At 46.5% G+C, this 24,104-nt stretch carries 20 protein-coding genes and 3 tRNA genes; 19 read left to right on the top strand and 4 right to left on the bottom strand.

Features of this window, described 5'->3' with window-relative positions:
- The first annotated feature begins 168 nt into the window (after positions 1-168).
- Positions 169-693 carry a hypothetical protein gene (locus ACWPAB_RS10280; RefSeq protein WP_003566817.1) on the top strand — a complete coding sequence of 175 codons (525 nt, stop codon included), beginning with the start codon at positions 169-171 and terminating at the stop codon, positions 691-693.
- Positions 694-845: 152 nt separating this feature from the next.
- Here the strand turns inward: ACWPAB_RS10280 and ACWPAB_RS10275 are convergent, their stop codons facing one another.
- Together ACWPAB_RS10275 and ACWPAB_RS10270 are read right to left on the bottom strand one after the other, a co-directional pair.
- Positions 846-1,358 (bottom strand): MucBP domain-containing protein, encoded by a 513-nt coding sequence (locus ACWPAB_RS10275; protein WP_003579815.1) that lies wholly within the window; start codon positions 1,356-1,358, stop codon positions 846-848.
- 38 nt (positions 1,359-1,396) lie between these two features.
- A complete protein-coding gene (locus tag ACWPAB_RS10270) occupies positions 1,397-2,035 on the bottom strand; it encodes an NAD(P)-dependent oxidoreductase (RefSeq protein WP_003579813.1) in 639 nt (212 codons plus the stop codon).
- A 174-nt stretch (positions 2,036-2,209) separates the two neighbouring features.
- On the opposite strand from ACWPAB_RS10270, the gene ACWPAB_RS10265 reads away from it, so the two are divergent.
- The 8 genes from ACWPAB_RS10265 (at position 2,210) to ACWPAB_RS10230 (ending at position 8,760) form a co-directional block, all read left to right on the top strand.
- Positions 2,210-2,281 (top strand) — tRNA-Glu (locus ACWPAB_RS10265).
- 4 nt (positions 2,282-2,285) lie between these two features.
- A tRNA-Thr gene (locus ACWPAB_RS10260) sits at positions 2,286-2,358 on the top strand.
- A gap of 287 nt (positions 2,359-2,645) precedes the next feature.
- Positions 2,646-3,398 carry an SGNH/GDSL hydrolase family protein gene (locus ACWPAB_RS10255; protein WP_003579812.1) on the top strand — a complete coding sequence of 251 codons (753 nt, stop codon included), beginning with the start codon at positions 2,646-2,648 and terminating at the stop codon, positions 3,396-3,398.
- Between the two features lie 199 nt (positions 3,399-3,597).
- Entirely contained in the window at positions 3,598-4,089 is a 492-nt protein-coding gene (locus ACWPAB_RS10250; RefSeq protein WP_003579810.1) for a FeoA family protein, read from the top strand.
- Positions 4,076-6,187 carry a ferrous iron transport protein B gene (gene feoB / locus ACWPAB_RS10245; protein ID WP_003579808.1) on the top strand — a complete coding sequence of 704 codons (2,112 nt, stop codon included), beginning with the start codon at positions 4,076-4,078 and terminating at the stop codon, positions 6,185-6,187. The genes ACWPAB_RS10250 and feoB overlap by 14 nt, the downstream gene beginning before the upstream one ends.
- A gap of 35 nt (positions 6,188-6,222) precedes the next feature.
- Complete coding sequence (locus ACWPAB_RS10240) at positions 6,223-6,390, top strand: FeoB-associated Cys-rich membrane protein (protein ID WP_003566823.1); 168 nt, start codon at positions 6,223-6,225, stop codon at positions 6,388-6,390.
- 214 nt (positions 6,391-6,604) lie between these two features.
- A complete protein-coding gene (locus tag ACWPAB_RS10235) occupies positions 6,605-8,272 on the top strand; it encodes a phosphoenolpyruvate carboxykinase (ATP) (protein WP_003579806.1) in 1,668 nt (555 codons plus the stop codon).
- Positions 8,273-8,442: 170 nt separating this feature from the next.
- Positions 8,443-8,760, top strand: a complete 318-nt coding sequence (locus tag ACWPAB_RS10230; RefSeq protein ID WP_003566825.1) for a thioredoxin domain-containing protein — start codon at positions 8,443-8,445, stop codon at positions 8,758-8,760.
- A gap of 108 nt (positions 8,761-8,868) precedes the next feature.
- On the opposite strand, the gene ACWPAB_RS10225 is transcribed toward ACWPAB_RS10230, so the two are convergent.
- Entirely contained in the window at positions 8,869-10,005 is a 1,137-nt protein-coding gene (locus ACWPAB_RS10225; protein ID WP_003579803.1) for an alpha-L-fucosidase, read from the bottom strand.
- Positions 10,006-10,099: 94 nt separating this feature from the next.
- Complete coding sequence (locus tag ACWPAB_RS10220; RefSeq protein ID WP_050569249.1) at positions 10,100-11,470, bottom strand: MFS transporter; 1,371 nt, start codon at positions 11,468-11,470, stop codon at positions 10,100-10,102.
- A gap of 622 nt (positions 11,471-12,092) precedes the next feature.
- Here ACWPAB_RS10220 and ACWPAB_RS10215 point away from each other — a divergent pair.
- The 10 genes from ACWPAB_RS10215 to ACWPAB_RS10170 all read left to right on the top strand — a co-directional run bounded on the left by ACWPAB_RS10215 (position 12,093) and on the right by ACWPAB_RS10170 (position 23,697).
- Positions 12,093-12,515: a hypothetical protein gene (locus ACWPAB_RS10215; RefSeq protein ID WP_003566828.1), complete on the top strand. Its 423-nt coding sequence runs from the start codon at positions 12,093-12,095 to the stop codon at positions 12,513-12,515.
- Positions 12,516-12,654: 139 nt separating this feature from the next.
- On the top strand, positions 12,655-13,029 hold the full coding sequence (locus tag ACWPAB_RS10210; RefSeq protein ID WP_003566829.1) for a hypothetical protein: 375 nt from the start codon (positions 12,655-12,657) through the stop codon (positions 13,027-13,029).
- A gap of 425 nt (positions 13,030-13,454) precedes the next feature.
- Positions 13,455-15,773, top strand: coding sequence for an ABC transporter ATP-binding protein/permease (locus tag ACWPAB_RS10205; RefSeq protein ID WP_003579799.1), 2,319 nt, complete (start codon positions 13,455-13,457; stop codon positions 15,771-15,773).
- A 475-nt stretch (positions 15,774-16,248) separates the two neighbouring features.
- A complete protein-coding gene (locus tag ACWPAB_RS10200) occupies positions 16,249-17,715 on the top strand; it encodes a peptide MFS transporter (protein ID WP_003579797.1) in 1,467 nt (488 codons plus the stop codon).
- A 61-nt stretch (positions 17,716-17,776) separates the two neighbouring features.
- Positions 17,777-18,604 carry a metallophosphoesterase gene (locus ACWPAB_RS10195; RefSeq protein WP_003579795.1) on the top strand — a complete coding sequence of 276 codons (828 nt, stop codon included), beginning with the start codon at positions 17,777-17,779 and terminating at the stop codon, positions 18,602-18,604.
- Between the two features lie 110 nt (positions 18,605-18,714).
- Positions 18,715-18,795: transfer RNA gene (locus tag ACWPAB_RS10190), tRNA-Tyr, on the top strand.
- A gap of 137 nt (positions 18,796-18,932) precedes the next feature.
- Positions 18,933-20,909 (top strand): S9 family peptidase, encoded by a 1,977-nt coding sequence (locus ACWPAB_RS10185; RefSeq protein WP_003579793.1) that lies wholly within the window; start codon positions 18,933-18,935, stop codon positions 20,907-20,909.
- 12 nt (positions 20,910-20,921) lie between these two features.
- Positions 20,922-21,719 carry a pyrroline-5-carboxylate reductase gene (gene proC / locus ACWPAB_RS10180; protein WP_003566103.1) on the top strand — a complete coding sequence of 266 codons (798 nt, stop codon included), beginning with the start codon at positions 20,922-20,924 and terminating at the stop codon, positions 21,717-21,719.
- A 106-nt stretch (positions 21,720-21,825) separates the two neighbouring features.
- Positions 21,826-22,971: an N-acetylglucosamine-6-phosphate deacetylase gene (nagA, locus tag ACWPAB_RS10175; protein ID WP_003579780.1), complete on the top strand. Its 1,146-nt coding sequence runs from the start codon at positions 21,826-21,828 to the stop codon at positions 22,969-22,971.
- Positions 22,972-22,995: 24 nt separating this feature from the next.
- Positions 22,996-23,697 (top strand): GntR family transcriptional regulator, encoded by a 702-nt coding sequence (locus tag ACWPAB_RS10170; protein WP_003566099.1) that lies wholly within the window; start codon positions 22,996-22,998, stop codon positions 23,695-23,697.
- Positions 23,698-24,104: the final 407 nt, after the last annotated feature.

Below are 24,104 nucleotides of genomic sequence, written 5' to 3'. Positions count from 1 at the left end.
CTCATGAGACATCCTGCAAAGGGTGTCTTTTTTTAATATTATTTGCAGGTCTTTAAACAAGGATTAAGAACAGGCTGGACCAGTCATGAATAACTGGTTTAACTTGACCCGCTGTACGATCACTCTCATAATATGTACCAGCCATCACAAATGAAAGAAGTGACAGACATGGACAATCGATTACAATTACGCCAACAAAATAAAAAGCACGCCCATCGTGGACTTAAGATCTTTTCAATTATCATGGGTGTGTTGATCTTGCTCATTATCGCAGGGGTTTTCTTTTTCCCTCAACTGAATAACACGGTTCGTAATGTGACGGGTAATGACACGCCTGTTGATTCTGCAGTTAAAGCTCGTCTCGTTTCCGGCATTACAGCTCAAAAGACTGGTGATGCGACAACCGATGCAGCTATCCAACGGGCTGCCGATACGTTGAAAGCAACCAAAATGAGTACGATTATGGCTGCGGCTAAGGATCAAGATCAGGCCGCTTCACTTTTACAAAAGGCATCTGGTGTTAATCATAGTCAAGCAGAAATGGCTGCTGCGGCGCTTTTTCAGGAGAGTTCTGTAACGCCAATTCGCCAAGCGATTGCATCAGGCGATTACTATCAGGCTTATCAAGATGCTAAAACGCTGCAACAACAGGGTGGAACAAGTGCCTTAACTAGTTTCTTGTCAGGACAATGACTCAGAGCATTGATTAACCTGCAACACAATCACTCGAAAGCTGAATGTTGTGTTGCAGGTTTTTTTAATAAGAATGCGCCTCGAATGTGTGAAAAGGTAAGAGGCGCTTTTATGTAAAAGAAAAGCCACTCCCGAAGAAATGGCTTTTGATCTTAAATCTTGTTGGGGTGATTTTGTGAGTGAACGCGATACGAGAAAATGAGTTCGTTATGTGCGCGAATCAATCGGCCCGATACTGTCTGGTCTGACATCACCATGCCACCTGGCAGTAATGCATGGTGGTACTGATAACCAGGGAAAAAAGGTGCTGTTAGTTCAAACGGATGACCTGTCTTTGTGTGCAAGACCTGCACATCACGTAAGTCTTGTTGATGTTCATCCACATATTTAATCACCAATGTTGCTGGTATCGGCTGTGACGTTAAAGAGGCGGTTGCGCTGTAAATAAAGATCAGTTGTTGTTCATCTTTGGTCATGACTCCGACCACTGTAGGATCGCCAACCTCACTGCCATCTGGTAGAACAGCCTTCTGAAAGTTATAGCCAATCAGAGTTGGTGCCGTTAGCCGAAAACGCTGACCCACCGCGTTCGTTAAATGGTTCTCAGGTCCAAGCGACTTGCCGGTCTCATCAACATAATGAATGGTTAATTTTACTTGTGCCAAAATGTCCCTTCCTCTGTGATGTCCAGAAAATGTTGCGGTTAAGCATTGCGAGCTGTGAAGCGTGCTTGTTTGATGGTCGGGTTTTCGAGCTCATCTAGCAAGGCAACGGCAAGTGTGTCGCTATTTAAGACAGATTTGCCGCTATCATCTTTCAACAGCTCGTCTTTACCACGTACGTAGGCTGTAGCTGGTCCAGGCTGAAAGTTAGCGCTTGGCGAAATACCAAGCCAGTTTACATTATCGGTCCACCGTAACAACTGCAGTTCCCGAAATTGATTCAATGGTGTATTAATAAAAGCAGCAGCGTGTGGATCTTTTTTTAGTGTCTCATACAATGTCTGGTCGCCATTCTTTAGACTGCCTGCGCCGAGAATAAAAATCACACGTGGCTTATCAGTGTTGCGTAACTCATGAATTAAGTGGTCGGCCAGATCAATGTGGAGATAAGCTTGCTCAACAGTTGTCGCAAAAGCATCAATAACAGCGTCATAACCCGTCAACTGCTCGCGCGTCAACGTGAACGCATCTTGTTGAATCAGATCTGCATCCGGTGGCAAGATTCCAACACTTTTATCTGGATGGCGAACATAACCGGTCACTTCATGGCCTCGTTTGAGGGCCTCCTTAAAAATAGCCGAACCTGCATGTCCTGTGGCACCAATAATCGCAATCTTCATCTAAAACAACATCCTTTCATGACGATTCGTTTCTTTTTCATGATACACTTACAAAAAGTAGATGGACAATCATTTTAACTTAGAAAATGATTCTGCCAATGATCTCATTTACCATCAAAAAATGCTTTACAGTGCGATAGTGCTCCTGTATAATCTTATTTGTTGTTCAGCAATGGCCCGTTGGTCAAGTGGTTAAGACACCGCCCTTTCACGGCGGTAACATGGGTTCAAATCCCGTACGGGTCAGTATGCCGGCTTAGCTCAGTTGGTAGAGCATCGGTATCGTAAACCGAGGGTCACAGGTTCGACTCCTGCAGCCGGCATCTTTTCATGAGTGATTCTTCGTGGAACGTCACTCGTTGAACACGTTAGTCCTTCCAGTTATTAACTGGAAGGATTTTTTTGTTCAATGTGTAGCTTCATTCGAGTGACATGCCGCCATTAACTCAGCGTGAAGAGGTCAAAACTGATTCGTGACAGACGTTTGTCATCAACATTTCTTCGGTTAAGCACTGAACTAACCACCACGCTTTACATATATCGCTCGCGCACTCATGCTACTTTCTATGATATCATCATACGGTAACTTAATTGTTTGAAGGGGTGCGGCATGCATAGACAGGAAACAAAATCGAAAAAGGGACTCATCTGGGGTATTGCCATCTTGGCTGTTGTGTTATTGGGCGGCGGTATTTGGTTTGGTGTTCACCAACAGGCACAAGCAAAGGCGGCGGCCGCCTCTGCTTCAAGCTCTAAAGCAGCGGTTCGCTCGCGAGCTTCGGCTAAAAAGATGCGGGAGGCAACACAAGCTTCTGAGAAGGCCAAAGATCCAGTCTATAAAGACTTTGCGGCTGACGGCCTCAGTTTTAATCAAGTGCAAGCGGCCAAGCAACTGGATGTGACAGCAGTGGGTGATTCGGTCATGCTGGGTAGCGAATATTTATACAAGGAACTTTTCCCGAAGATTTATTTTGATGCTGGTGTGAGTCGACAAATTTATGAGGCACCGGATTTGTTCAAATCATTAGCGGCTTCAGGCAAGCTTGCTGACACGGTGATTATCGGCTTGGGAAGCAATGGCACATTTACCGATGCTGAGTTCGCGTCAATTATGAATACTCTCGGCAGCAAGCGGCAGGTATATTGGATTAATGTCCATGCAGATACGTCTTGGACAGATGAAGTTAATCGCGATCTTGTTTCAATGAGTCATCGTTATCGAAATCTGCACATTGTTGATTGGCACAAGGCGTCAGAAGGCCATGATGATTGGTTTGTAGCTGACAAAACGCACCCGACCACAGAGGGCCAGCCGCATTATGTCGCAACCGTTGCAAAAGCGGTTTTGACGAAAGTTAAATAAAGTCAATTGAAGTCACGATTGGCGTCTGTGCGCAGTACTTGAGACTGATCACAGACGCTTTTTCAAATCCTATGGGCAAGACCATGTATGCAAAAGTGGCCTGTCAGATTAGCATTTGTTTGATTTTTTTCCTTGCTCGTGCGAAAACATGCTATGCTACCAGTAGCACAAAATTGGTGACGAAAGCGGGATGAGCGCGATGCAGGCCTTGATAGATGTACGGGAATCGGGCGCTTACTTACTGATGAGCGTTGGTGGCAGTGGCGCTTTGCGGCGGCATCTTGCCGAAATGGGCTTAGTCGTTGGCAAAAAAGTGACCGTGGTTCAGCCTGCAAGCAAGTTGTCAGGCATGGTGATTTTTTTTCAAGGTCAGCGATTAGCAATTAGCGATGAAATTGCCTCGTTACTCGTGGTTCGACCGTTTGCCATGGATGCTGATACCCCTGCCATTGCCTTGGCTGATCTGCCGCTGCGGCAGGCAGGTTTGATCCGCACGATTAAGGGGGATCCACCGTTGCGTCACCGCCTAATGGATATGGGTCTCACCAAAGGCACGTTGGTCAAAATTCATCAGATTGCGCCTTTGGGTGATCCGATTGAGCTAGCGGTCCGTGGTTACAAATTGAGCATTCGCAAGCAGGATGCGGCACATGTGCTGGTGACGGAGGTGACAAGCGATGGCGATACGTGAAACGTTAGCATTGGTAGGCAATCCTAACAGCGGGAAAACCACGTTGTTCAATGCCTTAACCGGCGCTAAGCAGCATATTGGTAACTGGCCAGGGGTGACAGTTGAGCGTAAATCTGGCCGGCTGAAAGCGGATAATGCCTTAGTCATTCAAGATCTTCCAGGCACCTATTCATTGTCACCTTATAGCAGTGAAGAAATCGTGACGCGCGACTTTTTACTAAATGATCAACCAGACTTGGTCTTGAATGTGGTGGATGCAACCAACCTTGAGCGTAATCTTTATTTGACGTTGCAAGTTATGGAAACCGGGCGGCCGTTAATTGTCGCTTTAAACATGATGGATGTGCTGGTCAAAACGGGCCATCGAACGATTAATTTAAAAAAGCTGAGTTACGCATTACAGGTACCTGTCATTGCCACGACAGCAACTAAACCGGCTGCCTTACAGGAGTTGGTGCAAACCATTCAGGCGCCGCTACCAAAGCCTTATGCCTTTCCTGAGTATGATGCGCGACTCGAATCAGCGCTGACGATGCTTGAGGATGTGATTGACCAGAAGGTGCCTGCCGATCGGTTGCGGTGGTATGCCATTAAGGTTTTTGAAAAAGATCCGCAAGTGGTCAAGCAATTGGCCTTTTCTTCAGACGAACAACATCAGATGAATGAAATTTTACGGACGGCGGAGCATGTGTTTGATGATACAACCGATAGCATTATTGTGAATGCCCGCTATGACTTCATTGCGCGCGTCATTGCGATGTGTGTGGTTGACAAAGATGACTTTGTGATGTCGATGAGCGACAAAATCGATCGCATTGTGACAGATCGGTATTTGGCTTTGCCAATATTCGTCTTGGTCATGTGGGCCGTTTATTATTTATCGATTCAAACCATTGGCACAATCGGCAGTGATTATCTCAATGACACGGTTTTTGGTGGCTGGCTGCCAAGTGTCGTCGGCGGCACCTTGAAAAGTTGGGCTGTTGCCCCATGGCTATCCGGTCTGATTGTCGATGGTCTGATTGGCGGTATTGGTTCCGTATTGGGCTTCCTGCCGCAGATTATGATGCTTTTTCTATGTTTGGGTATTTTAGAAGACTGCGGCTATATGGCCCGCATTGCGTTCGTCATGGATCGGCTGTTTCATCGGTTTAATCTGAGCGGTAAAAGCTTCATTCCAATTTTAATAGCGACTGGTTGCGGGGTTCCTGGGATTATGGCGACGCGGACGATTGAAAGCGAAAAAGATCGGCGAATGAGTATCATGTTGACGACGTTTATGCCGTGTTCAGCTAAGTTGACGGTGATCGCGCTGGTCAGCGGCACGTTCTTTCCAAGCACCAGTTGGGTGGCACCATCCGCTTATTTCATGGGGATCATTGCCGTGATCTGTTCGGGGATTTTTCTTAAAAAAACAGCCTTATTTGCTGGTCCACCAGCGCCGTTTGTGATGGAGTTGCCAGCCTATCACTTGCCACGCCTAACCAACTTGTATCGCAGTGTCATGTCGCGGGCACGCGCTTTTGTGCAGAAAGCAGGGACTATTATCTTTCTGTCGTGCGTGTTGCTGTGGTTCTTATCTAATTTCAATTTCGGTTTACAGATGGTTGACGAAAATGACAGTATGCTGCGGGGGCTAGGGACGGTGATCGCACCGGTTTTTGCACCGCTGGGTTTTGGCGACTGGCATGCTACCGTGGCCACTTTAGCCGGTTTGATTGCGAAGGAAAATTGTGTCGGTACCTTACATATCAGTTTTGGGGCAGGCAGTGCCAGCGGCTTTGGTCAGGCTTTGCGCGCTACCTATCCGGCGATGGCAGGATATGCCTTTTTGGTTTTCAATCTGCTGTGTGCCCCATGTTTTGCGGCGATTGGTACGATGTACAAGGAGTTTGGTGATGCACGGTGGACATGGCGTGCCGTGGGCTATCAAACTGGCGTGGCTTATCTTCTCACGATGTTGATTTATCAAGGCAGTCTCGTGGTATCCGGCCAAGCCAGTGTCATGAGCATCGGGTTAGTTTTAGTCGCAATTTTAGTCATTGTTTATGGGCTGTTAATCAAACGGCCGGTTCCGGCAATTGCTTCAAGTTATTAACTTGTCAACTCATTTAAAAAAGGGAGTCTTAGCTCATGGCAACATGGATTATTGGCGGTATCGTTGTTTTAATTATTGCGGTTGTAGCATACCGTACATTTTTCAAAAAAAATAAGGCTGGTTGTAGCCAATGTGAAGAAGTCGGATGCCCGCTGATCGATCATGCAAAAATGGTGCAGGCGAACAATCGGCGGAAGGCTTAACCCGCATGATTTTTTAACGTATCACAGCTAACAACGCGCGAGCCCAAACTAGTGAAGCAAATCGCTAGTTTGGGTTTTTTAAAACTCGCGTCCGCTGCTTCGTCTCGGTATAATTGAACCATGCAAACATTTTCATTTGGCATCCATGTTGTTAAAAAGATAGTGCGTGATTCAGCCTGGGCTGAAGAGCACGCGCAAAGAGGGGGATTCAACCATGACAAGTAAGCAAAGTTTTTCAAGCAGTGACATCACCAGTCAGAGCGGCTATTTTTCAGCGCTTAAGGCCACGGTTGAAACAGCATTTTACGGGGAGAATGTGAAGCAGGTTACTACCATCGCCCAAGCCTATGCTTTAGCCAAAACAGCGCCGGGTGTGATTATCACGGATTTACCGATCAAACATACGGCTGAACTGGGATTGCCGCCAGATGCCAAGGTGTTAGTGGCTAATGACGGCCGTGTAGTTGGTCGGACGGCAGCTGCCCGCCAGATTATTGGTCAGCCTGACGTGGATGAGACTAAACTGGCGGCGATTGCTCGGGAAGCTGTCTTTTTAGGGAGTCGCAAGACTTTTCTCCGTGGGGATGTCACGGTTGGCTTGTCCTCTGATTTTGCTATCAAGGCGCATTTGATGCTGCCTGAAGCGTATGCAAATAATTTGTATACGTACTTGCTGAATTTTCAAATTGATACGCCGCAACGCAATGCTGAATATGAACAATCGCGCCCACTCCCAGAGGATGATATTTATCTTTATGCCGATCCCGATTGGCATGATCCGGCGTATCCAAACGGGGTGGCCGTGTTTGATCCAACGCATAATGCCGCCATTGTGTTAGGCTTACGCTACTTTGGCGAGTTGAAAAAGGGCACGTTGACGCTTGCGTGGGCGACGGCGCATCGGAATGGTTTTGTCGCCTGTCATGGCGGTATGAAACAATATACGCGACAGGACGGCGATTTTACGATGGCAGCGTTTGGCTTGTCCGGTTCCGGCAAGTCAACGATCACGTTGGCCAGTCACGGCGATCAGTATCCCGTGAAGGTCTTACATGACGATGCCTTTGTGATTGATCGACAAACGGGTGCAACAACGGCGCTTGAGCCTTCATATTTTGATAAAACTCAGGATTATCCGTTGAGTGATCCGGGCATTCAGTATTTTCTGACGGTTCAAAATGTTGGGGTGACCCTAGATGCCGCTGGTAAGAAAACGCTGGTGACGCAGGATATTCGCAACGGCAATGGACGAACCGTGAAGTCACGTTACGTCACGCCGAATCGCGTGGATCATCTTACGGAGAGTATCGATGCTATTTTCTGGATCATGAAGGATGATACCTTGCCGCCGGTGGTGAAACTGGAAGATCCTGATCTTGCCGCTGCTTTTGGCGTGACGCTGGCAACCAAACGCTCAACAGCGGAAAACGTTATCGGTGATGTTGATCGTGATCATCTTGTCATCGAACCGTTTGCGAACCCATTCCGCAGCTATCCGTTGGGGGAGGATTATCAAGATTTCCATCAACTCTTTGAACAACGCCAAACAGCTTGTTATATTTTGAATACTGGTTCTTACAACGGTCAAAATGTGAAACCAGCCGATACGTTAGGCGCGATTGCCAAGATTGTTGACGAAACAGCTGCCTTCAAGCCATTTGGCCTGCTACCAAAGATGCGGTATCTGCCGTTATCCGGTTTTAATGTTGATTTTGGCGACAACGATTATCGCGCTCGTCTCCGTCAACGTTTGGAAGATAGGTTGGCGTTTATTGCGACTAAAGACGTTGACCATGATGGTTATGATCGTTTGCCTATTGATGCCAGCCGTGCGCTTGAAGACGTCATCGCTGCCCTTGACCAACAAGCCGCCGCAATGTGAACAAGGTAGACCCACCCCCAAGTTTTAGGATGGTAACCATCGTCATTTAACCATGGACAAACCCATACGCATTGCATGAATGATTAAAATAGGGGATAGTAAAGCTAACCTCAATACACGCAGCCCATTGCACTAAAAAGATGGCAGCGTCATGCAAAGGAGTGCAGCGTATGGCGATTCATTTTGTGATTTATGAAAAGCCTAACTGCGAGTCATGCCGGCTCACCAAACGCTGGCTCGCAGAACACGGTCAACATTTTCGTACGACGAACCACCGAGGTGAATCAAACCTTGTTGATATTAACGCCAATGATCCGTTAAAACGGGCGTGGAGTCACCAAAAAATTGTCAAATTTCGTGAGGCCGGATATGATCGTTTTCCAGTTGTGCGCGTTCGCGACGATGCGACGGGTGATGTATTGGCAACATGGAGCGGTTTCCGACCTGAAGCGTTGGCTAGCTGGACAGCTATTAATCAACTTGGGTAAGGCTTCAGCTACTGACATGAAAAAGCACCTGACCGTTTTTGTGCGGTCAGGTGCTTTTTGATTTGCATGATCATGACGAGGAAACTGGGCATGATTTTAGATACGCCACTACCTATCGCTTAACTGTTGAAGAATGCTGAGCTGGGCAGATGGTATTTGGCCGTTCATATCCGGACCAACATTGAGTAAAAGTCGACCACGTTTAGACCCAAGCTCTGCGATCAATTGCTTGATGTCATCTGCAGTAATATAGTCCTCTGGCCGACTGAGGCGGTTATAACCAAAACTTTTGTCCATGCCGCGTGTCATTTCGAAATAACGATTTGTTTGCGGCCAGTCAGTACGATATTCAAGGGTGCGGTAGTCATAGTACTTAACCTCGCTGAGATCGTCTGAGTGATGTTGGTCACGTTTAATGACCTGCGCCGCAACGAGATTGAAAATAGGTCGTATCCAACTGGTTCGCATCCAATCAGGAAATTGTTGCCAGCGGTCATTCACTAAACCTTCTGGGACTTGTTGATAATAATACTTGAACAGCGTTTCCAAGCGGTGATCATCTGGGTAGCCGATATCGCTCCAAAGCACATCTGGGTGATATCGATCAATCAATTCGTGCCACTGACGCCATACATAATCTTTGTAAGTTTGGCTTTTGTCGTTGCCCAATAGAAAGCTGCCGTAATCTTTGATTGGCAGATGCGGGAAAGTCCAGTCCAATAAAGATGAATAATAGGTTCCAAAACGCATTCCGTGGGCACGAACAGCTTGGGCCAGTTCACCGACAAAGTCGAAGTTCAAATGATAGTCAGGTTCGTACGGATTCTTGGTGTGCGGATCAAACATGACAAAGCCGTCGTGGTGCTTTGTAACGATCACGACATATTTGGCGCCAGCATTGGCAAATGCTTCAGCCCAGGCCTGCACATCGACATTCTGGGCGGTCTGCTTGAACGTTTTTGCGAAATCTGCATAAGAGGTGTTGCCATAATGCGTCCGGTGATAGGCTGCTACGGGGCTGTTTGGCAATAACATGCTGTTGCCATACCACTCCGCATAAGGTTGATGTTCAAACAAATAACCTAATGATTTGGTTTTGATTAAAGTGCCGTAATCAGGAATATTGACTGGCGCGTAAGCTGGCACACTATAGGGTCCCCAGTGAATGATGATGCCGAAATCCGCTTGTTTAAACCAGTCTGGTGGATTAGTGCGATGAATATTAACAGCTGAAGGTTTGGTCATGAAGATCGTCTCCTTGAGAGCATGATACACGTCGAAAGCTGTCACTTCTGCTCAGGTCGAAAAAGTGTTGCCAGTTAAATGATTGATCGATGCATCATTTAGATTTTGAAGACTGCGTATTCGTCACCCGTTTAGCAGCTAGAGCAGCGTACATCTCATCACGAGCGGCACCTTGCAATGGATAATGTCGGGCAATCAGATAGGCTAAAAAAGAAAACACAGCAGGAATAGCGAAAAGGACAACGCCTAAACTTTGCAACAAGTTGTCTGGCACATGCGATGCCTTTTCGAGCGTTTGGGCGTTGTAACCAACGATCAGTAGTGCAGCACCGACGCCGATTGTGGCTAGTCCTGATTGCAGTTTTTGCAGAAACATATTCACGGCATTGATAGTCGCTTCCATACCAGCATTAAGTTTGAGTCGGTTGTAGTCCATTGTTTCCATAATGATTAAATTGGCAGGGACAAACTGTGCTCCGGCGATGGTCATGACAATACCGATGAGTAAGTAGAAGACCCACGGATTATCAATGACATGAATTTCATTAATGATAAACATGATGACTAGAAACGGTGCCATGGCCAGATAGCACCACTGAACACCGCGAATAGCCGAAATGTACTGCATTGCTTTTTGAGAAATAAGTGTGCCTGCGACCAGTGTGATCAAGGTTAGCAGGCCAAAATACATGGACTGTGTGCCGAGATTTTTCACCCCAAAGGCATACTTGATGTAATAAAGCGAGGTTGCGGTCAGTAATGCCCAAACAAACCCACCGACAAAGGTAAAGTACAAGTTGATACGGAAAGGGTGATTGATCTTGATCATCTGACCAATATCTCGCAATCTTGGCGGCTTAGCCTCCTCGGTAACCGGACCTTCTTTGACCATGACAATGCCGATCAACGACAAAATCAGAAATGGTATGACGATCAGATCGACAGTTAAGGGAATATTGGGGTTGCGCTTTGTTCCTAGATACGTTGCGATCGCCATGAAGAAGGCGAAAACCACCCCGACAATATTACTGGTGATCCGTGGCCATGAAATTAACTTTGCACGCACTTCCTGGTCGGCTGACATGGTACTGGTCAACGGAACCGTCACAATAATCGTGGCAGCAAACATAAAGAGAAAATAAACGATATAGAGGTAAACCTCTTTACCGAAATTGGAGAAGTTTTGGGGAATGTGAAAAAGCATCATACCCAAAATACCGGCTAACAAACTGCCTATTAACACGTATGGTTTAAACTTTCCCCACCGGGTTCGCGGCGATATATCGATCAGATAGCCAGTCCAGAGGTCGTTAACAGCGTCCCATAACCGGCCAACAAATAACAGGGTCGTTGCCACAGCAGCGGCTTTGCCGGGTACACCGGAATAGATCCCTGAGTAGTCAGTTATGAACATCATCAGAACTGCCGTGTATAAATAATAAGCTGTTGTGCTCATTAACCCCATAGTGTTGATCCCAAATAAAGTCTGTCGATCGAGCGGATATTGCTTTGGATAACCTTTCCTAACGTTCCTCCCAGATAGCCGTCTCGGTGCGCTTGCAAAAGCCAGAGTGCGTAACCCATGTTTGTATGGATAACACCGAACAGCTTGATTAAATTATAGGTGATGTTCTGCGAACTTGCGAGGAAACGTTGTTGAAAGGTTCTTTTAAAGTGACTGAATTAACAACTAATGGCGCAAAATTCAAATTGCCAATCAGATCAAGCATCCGGAAGTCAAATATTAAGATATAAATTGTCAATATTTAAAAAATATTTTTGTTATCTTATTTTCAGTGCAACTGGCCATGAAACATGAAAATCACAATTAGTTGTCTGTCAAGACATGGGGGCACAACTCAAATAAAACAAGTTTTCATAATTGAATAGATTGCGTGCAATATCAAGGAAAAAGGTTTTCACAGACTGCTGTCATGTTTGCAAATCGTAATAATAATAGGCTTTTGGAGGGTTATATAACGTTAGATATTTAAATATTAGACAATAATTATATTGATTATAAGACATTAGTGGGTATAATTAAGAGCGTAAGTTGATGAAGTCACAAGACTAGGGGGGACTATGAAATGCATACACGATGCCAAGAACCAAACTATGTTGAAGTTGTGAACCAGAACTTGGAACGACTGCTTGTTTTTGAAACCGTTTTTAAGGAATATGTGCACACGTGCAAAAACATCGAGAAAGGAAATTGCTATGCAAGTGAAAGTCTCGATCATTTGCGTTTGTACTTCACCAAGAATGTGATGAAATTTTGTACATTCGTTGACAGTGTGGATGCGGAAGCAGCACCTTGTAATTATGCGGCCTTCCACAAAGTACTGGTGAATGGTTTGCGCGGTATTCGTGGCGGTGTTTTGAACATGCTTCAAGCAATCGGCACTGACAAAGTAGATCATGACCGATTTGCCGCTGGTTTAGCCGAACAACAGGCTGCTCGAGCTGAGATCGATACAGCTTTCTCAAAAATCCTCGACCCAATTTTTTAAGCCGATCACCCGCTTCTTTGTGGCATAATAGAGGCAAAGCTAGAACTGGCGCGGTTAGAAACCGAAGTCTCAACGTGATTGAGATCGTGCCACGCAGGTTTCTGCGCCAGCGAGTGCGTTCAAAGAAGGGGATGACGGCATGGCAGTTTGGCGCATGATGTTTGCGCGGCCACAGTTTAAGCACAGACAAATTAAGCGCATGGTCGATGATCTCAATCGTGAAGGTAATTTTGGCGGCATGCCGATTCATCGCATCACGCTTACTCGACAAACCCGCGAACTCATTTATGTCGACTTGGAATTTCAGCTAACCACTGGGCTCACACAACCTTTATTTGAGCAGATGGCAAAGTATATTCTGGTCGCAGTCGCTGGGTTGGCTCACGCTCCGCAACCCATTTATCTTGCCGCAATGGCGAATCCTTTCGCAAAATTAAATATTAGTTATTACATCTATCCGGATCATAGTCTGGATTTGATTTATTGGCAGCCGTTACTGAGGGAGCCCACTTAATCAGTGCTGACATATGCATTTACCGAACCGCAAACCTGTTGAACAGGTAGCCCGGCTCGGTTTTTTCGTATCCACTTTTTGCTCATGACCGGTATCGACTCATCGTTGGTGTTTAAATGCAACAATAGTTAGCGGCATGATTAGTTTGCGTGTGACATCTCATTGAGAAACAGTAGCGCGTTTCTAGACTAGCGCACCAATTCAGACTATGGGCTGATTATCAAGTAGTTCATAAGTATGCTAAGATATGGCAAGTTATTTCATTCCAAAGTATAAACAGGCACCATTAATATAACGCGTGATTTGGCGTAGGCAGAAAAGTGCGATCAGTGATTAGCCGTTAACACCCGCTTGGGGATCGCGATTGCGAGCGAACGTTTCAACTATTTTCTATTTCAGAAAACGCATTAAGGGGAGAACAACGATTGCTAGACTTAAAACATATTAAAAAATATTACCAGACAGGCGACTATACGACCAAAGCGCTTGACGATGTCTCAGTTCAATTCCGGGAACAAGAATTTGTCGCCATTTTGGGTCCCAGTGGTTCGGGGAAAACGACGTTACTGAATGTGATCGGTGGCCTTGATCGTTATGATTCCGGTGATTTGCTCTTACACGGGCGATCAACCAAAAATTTTAAAGAAGCCGATTGGGATGCCTATCGTAATAACTCGGTTGGGTTTATTTTTCAAAGCTACAATCTGATTATGCATCTGAGTATTTTGGAAAACGTTGAACTTGGTCTGACTTTGAGTGGTGTGTCAGCAGCAGACCGCCGTAAAAAGGCCGAGGCTGCTTTGACGAAGGTCGGTTTGAAGGCACATATGGGTAAGCAACCCAATCAACTTTCCGGCGGCCAGATGCAACGGGTGGCCATTGCGCGTGCAATTGTCTCGGAGCCGTCGATTCTATTGGCCGATGAGCCGACGGGAGCACTAGATACCGAAACTAGTGAAGAAATTATGCGCTTAATCGCTGATTTATCTCGCGAGCGATTGGTAATCATGGTCACGCATAATCCTCAACTGGCGCATGAATATGCAGAACGGACGATTGAATTCAAGGATGGCAAAATTCTTTCTGACTCACGGCCATTCAAAGATGAAGAAAAAACTGCCAGCTTTGACCTGCATCGCACCAAAATGAGTTATTTCACGGCGCTTAAATTGTCATTTACTAATATTATGACCAAAAAAGGTCGCACTTTTTTGACGGCATTTGCTTCCAGTATTGGGATTATTGGCATTGCCGTGGTTTTAGCACTTTCCTCGGGCTTTCAAAAACAGATTGATAATACGCAAGCGGAGACTTTGGCGCAATTCCCGATTACGATCTCGACTAACGCCACTAGCTTAACAGCGGGAGCGGCGGACAATACAAAGACATCGACTTTTAAAACAACCTCAACAGTTGTGGCTAAGCAAAGTGCTAGTGATAAGGCGCAGCACACCAATAAGTTAAATCAAAAGTATATTGATTATGTGAATGGCATTAGCAAGAAACTAACCGACAACATTGGCTACACTTATGGCACTGGTATGAATCTGTTACGTGACGTGAATGGTACCATCAAGTCAGTCCAATTTTCGACAGCTAAGCCAAGCAGTAATCAAACTCAACGTGGCTTGGCAAGCGCTAGTTCATCAGTTTATCCGGTTGATCGCGAAGGCGGCACCAGTTATCTGAAGAAAAATTATGAGGTTGTTGCCGGTAGTTATCCGAAGCATGATGGGGATGTTATTCTGATTGTTGATCGGGACAACTCGACGAACATCAATGCTTTGAAGAACCTCGGTTTTGATGTTAAAGATGGTCAAAAAGTGAAATTTAACCAGATTGTTGGCACTAAGATCAAGGCAATCTCGAATAATGCCTATTACCAGAATGTTGCTGGCAATGTCTATGTCCCAACGAAAGATTACGCAAATGCTTATAAACAAAACGACAACCGCGAACTGACGGTGGCTGGTGTTCTGCGGACGCGCTCGAAAACAAGTGATGGCTTGCTTAGCCAAGGGTTTGCTTATTCTGATCGGTTAACAAAAGATCTTGTGGCATTGAACAAAGACTCTGATGTCGTCAAGGCACAACGAGCCAGTGACGTGAACATTTTTACCAATCAAAGTGTGGACAAAGCGACTAAGGATCAGTTGATCACGGCATTAGGCGGTTCGGAAACACCCACGCAGATTACGATTTATCCAACCAGTTTCAAGGATAAAGACAAGATTCTGAGTTATCTTGATAAATTTAATCACGGTAAGAAAAAAGCCGATCAGGTTGTCTATACAGATTTAGCGGGGACAATTTCCAGCATGACCGGTGGCATTATGTCAGCCATTACTATCGTCCTAGTGGCCTTCGCTGGCATCTCACTGGTGACCTCGATGATCATGATTGCAATTCTGACGTATACTTCCGTGCTTGAACGGACGAAGGAAATTGGGGTGTTGAAGGCTTTGGGTGCACGGCGTAAGGATATCACGCGTGTGTTTGATGCTGAAACGATTATCCTTGGCGTTAGTTCCGGTATTCTAGGGATCATTATCGCGTGGTTATTGACCTTCCCAATCAATGCCATTCTTTATAGCATGACAGAGTTGCCGAATGTCGCGCAACTCAATCCGATTCATGCCGTGATCCTCATTCTTATTAGCACCATCCTGACTGTCCTCGGCGGTCATATTCCCGCCCGCATGGCAGCCAACAAAGACGCTGCGATTGCTTTACGCGCGGACTAACGCATATTTAGGTAAAAGAACTGAGCAACATATCTCGATGATTTGCGCCACACACCGTTTTTTGGCGGACAGGCGGTCATCTGGGAATGTTGACTCAGTTTTTTTGCTTTGGTGCTGGTTTTTTAACTGGACCTGCCTACGCTTCACATAAACGTGTTCGCTGGCCCAGAAACCTACACATAAGGACCGCGGCCACTTTATGCTCCGGTTTCTACCCGGTCCAGCTCACGCTCCTCATAAACGCGTTTGCTGGCCCAGAAACCTACACATAAGGACCTCGGGCGCAATGGCCAAAACCTGGCCATCACACCCAAGGCCGCTTATGCTCCGGTTTCTACCCGGTCCAGCTCACGCTCTTGCCTATTTGTCTTCACCAAAAAATACATCTATAATGATAGTTTATTGATTGGCATTTTGAGGGAAGTGCCATGAGAGCAGCTAGGGGATCATTTCCTAGTGAGAGGATGTATTTCAATTGAATAATTCAAAGGATCGCACGTTTATGGGGCATCCCCGGGGGCTATTAACCCTGTCGATGACTGAATTCTGGGAGCGGTTCAGTTACTATGGCATGCGGGCAATTCTGATCTACTACATGTATTACGCGGTGGAGAAGGGCGGCTTGGGTTTTGATCAGCCGACTGCGTTATCGATCATGTCGATTTATGGGTCACTGGTTTATTTAAGTGCTACAATCGGCGGCTTCATTAGTGATCGGTTGTTGGGCTCACGGCGAACCGTTTTTTGGGGCGGCGTGTTGATCATGCTAGGCCACATTGTTTTGTCATTGCCAATTGGGGCGACTGGACTGTTTGGCTCGATTGTTTTAATCGTTCTGGGCACGGGCTTATTAAAACCCAATGTGTCTGAGATGGTCGGTAGTCTGTATCCGGAAGATGACCTGCGACGCGATTCTGGCTTTAGTATCTTCGTCATGGGGATCAACTTTGGATCGCTCATTGCACCTATTTTTGTTCCGTGGATGGCGGATAAAGTCAATTTTCATGCTGGCTTTTCGCTAGCAGCCATTGGTATGTTTGTCGGCCTGATCTTTTACGTGATTGACGGGCGTAAATATATTAACCCAGCTGACAATACTGCTCCTGATCCGTTGAAGCCTGAAGATGTTCGTCCGTTGGTGATCCGTGTGGTGGTAGCAATTGCGGCTGTTGGTGTCATTTTACTGGCGATGGCCGGGTTCAATGCGCTGACGATTGCCAACGTAATCAGCCTGATTACCTTAATCGCGATTGGCTTGCCGATTTGGTACTTTGTGCTCATGATTCGTAGTAAAAAAGTCACGAAGACTGAACGATCACGGGTGATTGCCTATATCCCGCTGTTTTTAGCAGCAATGATTTTTTGGGCCATTGAAGAACAAGGGTCTGTCGTGTTGGCGCTTTTTGCGGCCCAACAGACAAAGCTGGATTTTGGCTTTTTTAAAATTCTCCCTGGTAATTTTCAAACTTTAAATCCATTGTTTATTTTACTTTATGGGCCGCTTTTTGCATGGTTATGGATGAAACTCGGTAAACGGCAACCGACATCGCCGAAAAAGTTTTATCTTGGTTTGATTTTTGCGGGTGCCTCTTATTTATGGATGGTTATCCCAGTGATACTGTTTGGCAGCAGCGCCAAAGTTTCACCATTATGGCTGGTCATGAGTTGGGCGATTGTTGAAATCGGGGAAATGTTAATTTCTCCGGTTGGCTTGTCAGTCACAACCAAACTGGCACCGAAAGCTTATTCGTCACAAATGATGAGCATGTGGTTCTTAGCTGATGCCTCGGCACAAGCCGTGAATGCGCAGATTGTCCGGTTTTATACGCCAAATCACGAGGTGGCTTATTTCGCCATTGTGGGTTTGGTGTCCGTTGGCTTTGCGGTTGTCCTGGCCTTCTTCACACCACGGATCGAAAAATTAATGCAAGGTGTTAATTAGGCTTCGAAGCTTCAACGTCATTTGGTCCATGCTGCTGACAAAATTTGGTGGAGGTGCGCTGATGGTGAAAATTGCGTTCAGTGTTGACAACCATTTTGATGTGAATCGCGTCGATGGCTTTGAGATGCTGAAGAAGCAGGCCGCTTATCTGGTTGAACATGATTATCAGATCTATGTGAATGCCGGTGATACTTACAATGACTTCACCAAATCATTGGCTTATTTTCGCGCACTGCAGGCAGAAGTTGGGTCTGCAGTCACCATTCGCTTTTTGGCGGGCAATCACGATATGGTGAATGGCGCAACGTACGATGAAATTCAATCAGCGGTTGATCCGCTGTATCTGCATGAAAAGATTTTGCCGGTGCCTGGCACCAATGCCGTCATTATTGGCAACAATGGCTGGTATGATTATTCGCTAGGACAGCTTGGCAATATGAAAACCGATGCGGAATATGCTCAATGGAAACGCGCCTTTTGGATTGATAGTGCCATTGACGCGCCTGTCACTGATGCTGCGCGAATGCAACGGGTTTTGACCACCACGAAGGCGGCGCTGCAGGCCAATCAGACGCACCAGATGATTTATGTGACGCATTTTGTGCCGATTCGTGAGGCAATGGTGTACACAGTTGATCGGCCGCCTTGGCAGATGGCAACGGCGCTAATGGGGTCGGCCAAACTCGGCGATTTGCTGACAGGTAAAGTGTCGGCAGTGGTGTTCGGCCATGAGCATTTTCGCGATGCGCCTAAGCTTTTAAGCGGTACTACGTATTATCATCAGCCGCTGGGATATGGCTTAAAACGATTATTCGAGTGGCAGAGTCAAGATTGGTGGACTGAATGGCGGCAGACGCTTGTGACATTAACCGTGCCAACGTTGTCTTGAACGCTATCACCTTTAAGGACATGAAAAATGCGGTCAAAAATCAGGCAAATGCTGTTGATTTTTGAATCGCATTTTTGTATGCTATTTAAGTTGATTCGCAGCAATCACACGGAGGAGTAGCGAAGAGGCTAAACGCGGCGGACTGTAAATCCGCTCCTTCGGGTTCATAGGTTCGAATCCTATCTCCTCCATCCAGTATTAAAGTTCGATAGAAGACGTAAACGCATGGCGGAGGCCATGCGTTTTTTTTATTTCAAGCGGTCCAGCTAATTGACATGGTATAGCCCAACCGCTACGCTTAAAGCAATATGAGGAAGGGCGTGATCGTATGGCAATCAAAGCGACAGATCTTTTTAAATTGGTATCATTGTCGTATCCAAGTGCGACAGATGATGGCTACTTTGTTCAGGAAAATCGCATTTCGGAGGCCGATAATACTTATTATCAGCGCATTTGTTTCGTCAATCATCGTGGCGGCACTATCGCGTATGGCTTTGATCAAAAACATGATCGGCATCCGCTGCTTAGTCCAGATCAGCAGTGGTTGGCCTTTTTGAGTCAAGCATCCGATAAAACGACTCAAGTTTTCGTACAGGCGGTCAATGGCGGTACTGCCAAGCAATTTTCTGCTGAAAAAGAAGGCGTGTCCTACTTTGGTTGGCAAGCGGACAGTCAAGCACTGTTTATTCAGACGACAGTTGGCGCAAAGCCGAAAAAGACGGATAAGCAGTGGCCACAACCGGTGACGGTCTCACGTGTGCCCTATAAGTTAAATGGAGTCGGCTTATTACCAGAACATGTCGCTTATGAATTACGGGTCCAACGCCTGCGTCAAAAGACCAGTCGTTTGGTAATGGGCCGGGAGCATGAATTTGAAGTCGGGGCGATTTCTCCAGACGGACAGACCTTGGCATTTACTGCAGAGCGTTTGCCCGATGACCCAAATGATTTTAGCCAAGCAACTTATTTGTTAAATTTAGCTGATCAACAGGTAACCATGGTTAATGATCAGTTACCGCAAGCGGCCTTATCGCCAGAAGCATTTTCAGCAGATGGCAAGCAATTGCTGCTTGTGGGGTCGGACAATCATCTGCCAAATGTGTCGCAAAGTCACTTGTGGCATTATGATTTAGCGACCAAAACGTTGCAAGATGTCGCCGATGATATTGATTTTGATATTCCGGGACACGTTAATGGCGATTTTCAACAGGATTTATCTGAAAAAGTGGCTGATTTTGCCACCGCCGACTATTATCTGACGATTGGTTTTGACCACGGGAAAACGAGCTTGTATGCAGGCGGCCCCGACGAGCAGCTGACACCTTTGATTGGCGGACGTCGGCATGTAACTGATTACGCTTTAACGCCGGATCATCACGGGGTTGTTTTTACGGAAAGCACAATGACGGTTCCAAGCCGATTGAGCTACTTTGATTTGGCGACTGAAGAAGAACACGTGATTTATGATCCTAATCGTCGGGTAACACGCGATATGGGGTTGGTGACGCCACAAACATTTAACTTCCAGCGCGATGGTTTTGAGATTGAAGGTTGGTATTTCCCGCCACAGCAGGCGACAGCTTCTCATCCAGCCATTTTATATGTTCACGGCGGACCGGCAGTTGGTTATGGGTATACCTTCTTCCACGAAATGCAGTTCTTGGCTGCTCAAGGCTACGGCGTCATCTGCCCGAATCCGCGCGGTGGGTTAGGGTATGGCGAGGCCTTTACAGCGGCCGTGATTAAACATTACGGCCAAGGCGATTATGAGGATTGTATGGCATCAGTGGATGAAGCCTTGAAGTTGGATACCACCATTGATCCTGATCGTTTGTATGTGGCTGGCGGATCATACGGCGGCTTTATGACGAACTGGATTGTGACGCATACTCACCGATTTAAGGCTGCTGTTACCCAACGATCCATTGCTAACTGGTTGAGTATGTACGGTACAAGTGATATCGGCTACTTCTTCACACCTTGGGAACTCGAAGGAAAATGGACCGGTGATTTATCTGATGTGAAAAGCCTTTGGGATTTTTCACCGCTAGCCCATATCGACTTTGCCCAAACCCCGACGTTGGTCATGCACAGTGAAAATGATCAACGCTGTCCGATTGGCCAAGGCGAAGAATTTTATATTGGCTTGAAATTGCATGGCGTTGATACTAAGTTCATGCGCTTTCCCAATGCCACGCATGAACTGTCTCGCAGCGGGCTACCGAATCTGCGACTAGCGCGATTAGCAGCCCTCGTCGATTGGTTCAAGACCCATTCAGCAACAGAAGAAAGTCATCAAGCATAAAGGAGGCAGGCCATGACAATTGGATTTATTGGTGCCGGCAATATGGCACGGGCGATCATCACTGGTTTGTTAGCTAAAAATGCGGTCACGCCTGAGGAAATTGTTCTGCATGGCGGGCAACCGATTCACTATGAACCGTATGCCGCCAAAATTGGCGCCAAAGCGGTCGCGAGCAATCAGGCAGTTGCAGACACTGCCGATATCGTTTTCCTAGCTGTTGCCCCCAAACTTGGTGTGCCGATTCTAAAGACAATCGGGCCAACGCTCAAACAACGGCAGGTACCGATTGTTTCGATGCTTACCGGTGTTTCACTGGCGACCCTTGAAGATGCCCTTGGCAGTCAAGATCAACCGGTCCTGCGAATTATGCCTAATGTGAATGTGGCTATCAACGCGGGGATGACGGCTTACGCTGCTAATGATAGTGTTGCGGGTCAATTAGATGGCTTACTGGACTTATTGAACGTCTTAGGTAAAACTATGGCGCTACCTGAGGATCAATTTTCGACATTTGTCGCGTTGGCAGGGTCATCACCAGCTTTTGTTTACTTATTCATCGATAGCCTATCGCGGGCTGGCGTTAAGTATGGGTTAACTAAAAAACAGGCAACAGCCATTGCTGCTCAAGCAGTGATGGGGAGTGCCCAAAATGTTTTGGCCAGCGAGCAATCGCCATTTGATCTGATTGATCAAGTCTCAAGCCCAGGTGGTACAACAGTAGCTGGCTTGTTGGCGATGGAGCAAGCAGGGCTCATGTCTGCCGTTATCAAGGGAGTGGACGCAACCATTGCTAAGGATCGTCAAGGATAAGTATGACGTTGTACGACGAAGGTATAGCTTGTAATCTTGGTCTATACCAGTTATACTGGTATATGTTATCTGTCGAATGAAGCATTAAACAATTAGGAGTGGTATTGTGACGGTTACAGTATTGAAACACGCAACGATCTATACTGGATTAGAACGCATCGATGACGGCTATGTTCGTTTCGATGACAAAATTTTGGCAGTTGGCGACATGTTTGATTATCGCGCCCAATCTGGTGAACAGACTTTCGACCTTCAAGGGAAAACCTTGATTCCAGGGTTTATTGATGTTCACGCTCACGGCGGTTATGGCTTTGATGCCATGGACGGTGATGCAGATCAGATTGATGAAATGGCAACGAAAATGATGACGCACGAAGGGGTGACGACCCTTTTTGCAACGACCATGACGCAGTCAACTGAGAATATTGACAAAGCCATGCGTGGCGTTAAACAGGCGGCTGAACGCAACCACATTATTCAAGGCGTGCATCTTGAAGGCCCATTCATCAGTAAGGTCTTCAAGGGTGCCCAACCTGAAGAATATATCAAGAATCCTAATGTTGATTTAGTGAAACAGTGGCAGGAATTATCCGGTGATCTGGTTAAGCTCATCACCTATGCGCCAGAAGACGAAGGGTCACAAGCATTTGAAGACTACTTGTTGGCGCACAACATTGTGCCTTCTGTTGGTCACAGTAACGCTACCCGCGAACAGATGTTGCATAGCAAAGCAACACATGTGACGCATCTCTACAATGCTCAACGCGGCCTGCGCCATCGCGAGCCTGGTGTTACCGGTCATGCGATGCTTGAAGACAACATGTATTGTGAATTAATCTGTGACGGCTTCCACATCGTGCCTGATATGCTCCGCCTCGCTTTTGACCAAAAAGGACCAGAACGAATCGAATTGGTTACCGACTCCATGCGTAGCAAAGGCATGCCAGAAGGTAAGAGTGAATTAGGCGGTCAAACAGTTTATGTCAAAGATAAGCAGGCACGGCTTAAAGACGGCACACTTGCCGGCTCAGTTCTGATGTATAAAGATGCCTTTAAGAATGCGATGAGCTTCATGGATGCTTCCTTGTTTGATGCCGTTGAAATGTCATCGGTCAACCAAGCACGGGAATTCAACCTGACATCAAAAGGCACGCTTGAAGTCGGGAAAGATGCCGATATCAACGTTTTGGATCGCAATAACGATTTGGTTGCAACCTACAGCTATGGCGTTAAACACGACACCGAAGACTGAACCACGATTTGGAGGCGATCATTCATGGATGCACCAGTTTATATTCAAATTCATAACGCGATTCGGGCAGATATTGAAGCAGGCAAATGGCGCGTTGGCGACCGAATTCCTTCTGAGCGTGATTTAGCTGTCACGTTTAAAGTGTCACGGATGACGTTGCGCCAAGCCATTCAAACATTGGTCGATGAAGGCATTCTCGAACGGCGCGTCGGGTCCGGCACCTATGTTGCCAACCAGAAAGTCCAAGAGAAAATGTCTGGCGTCACAAGCTTTACGGATCTGATGCAAGCACAAGGCAAGGTGCCATCCAGCAAGACAGTCTCCTACCACGTGGCCCAGCCAACAAGTTCTGAAGTTGAAAAACTTAAACTTGAGCCTAAAGAACAAGTCTTGCGCATGGAACGGATTCGTTACGCGGATAAGATTCCGATTAGCTTTGAAACGGCGGCGGTTCCATACAACCTCGTCAAAAACTTTACCAAAAAAGAAATGACAGCCAGTTTTTACCATACCTTGGAGAAAAAAGGCGGTTATGTGCTTGGCGGTGCGCAACAGACTGTCAGTGCGATGCTAGCAAGCGAACGTATCTCAGAGTATCTGGACATCAAACGTGGCGAAGCGATCCTACGTTTGCGTCAGGTATCATTCTTGCAGGACGGTACGCCGTTTGAATACGTTCGAACGCAGTATGTTGGCGAAAGATTTGAATTTTATCTAGAACGGTAATGTTTGCTGCTTGGTTATAAACACTAGGCATTTGGAAAGGTCAAAGAGCAAGATGGCATCTTGTTTTTTGGCTTTTTTCGTTGGTTTTGATGCTTTTTGAAAGGGAATCTGAGCCTAAGCTATGTTGATTTCGAAATGCGCGAACAGGCGCAGAAACCTGCACATAAGGATCTCAGACAGGAATGGGCAAAGGCCAGCCGTCAGTGTGCTGGTTCCGAAACGCGCGAACAGGCGCAGAAACCTGCACATAAGGACCTCAAGCCTAAATGGCCAAAGCCTAGCTATTTAGGCTTGAGGCCACTTATGTTCCGGTTTCTTACCGCGCCTGTTCGCGCTCTGTCCCATTTTCTCTGAATGGTATATAATGATGAACTATAAATTAAGCATCACTGCGTCTATACGAGCGC

Source organism: Lacticaseibacillus sp. 30, from assembly GCF_053819265.1.
This window is presented reverse-complemented; position numbering and strand designations above follow the sequence as displayed.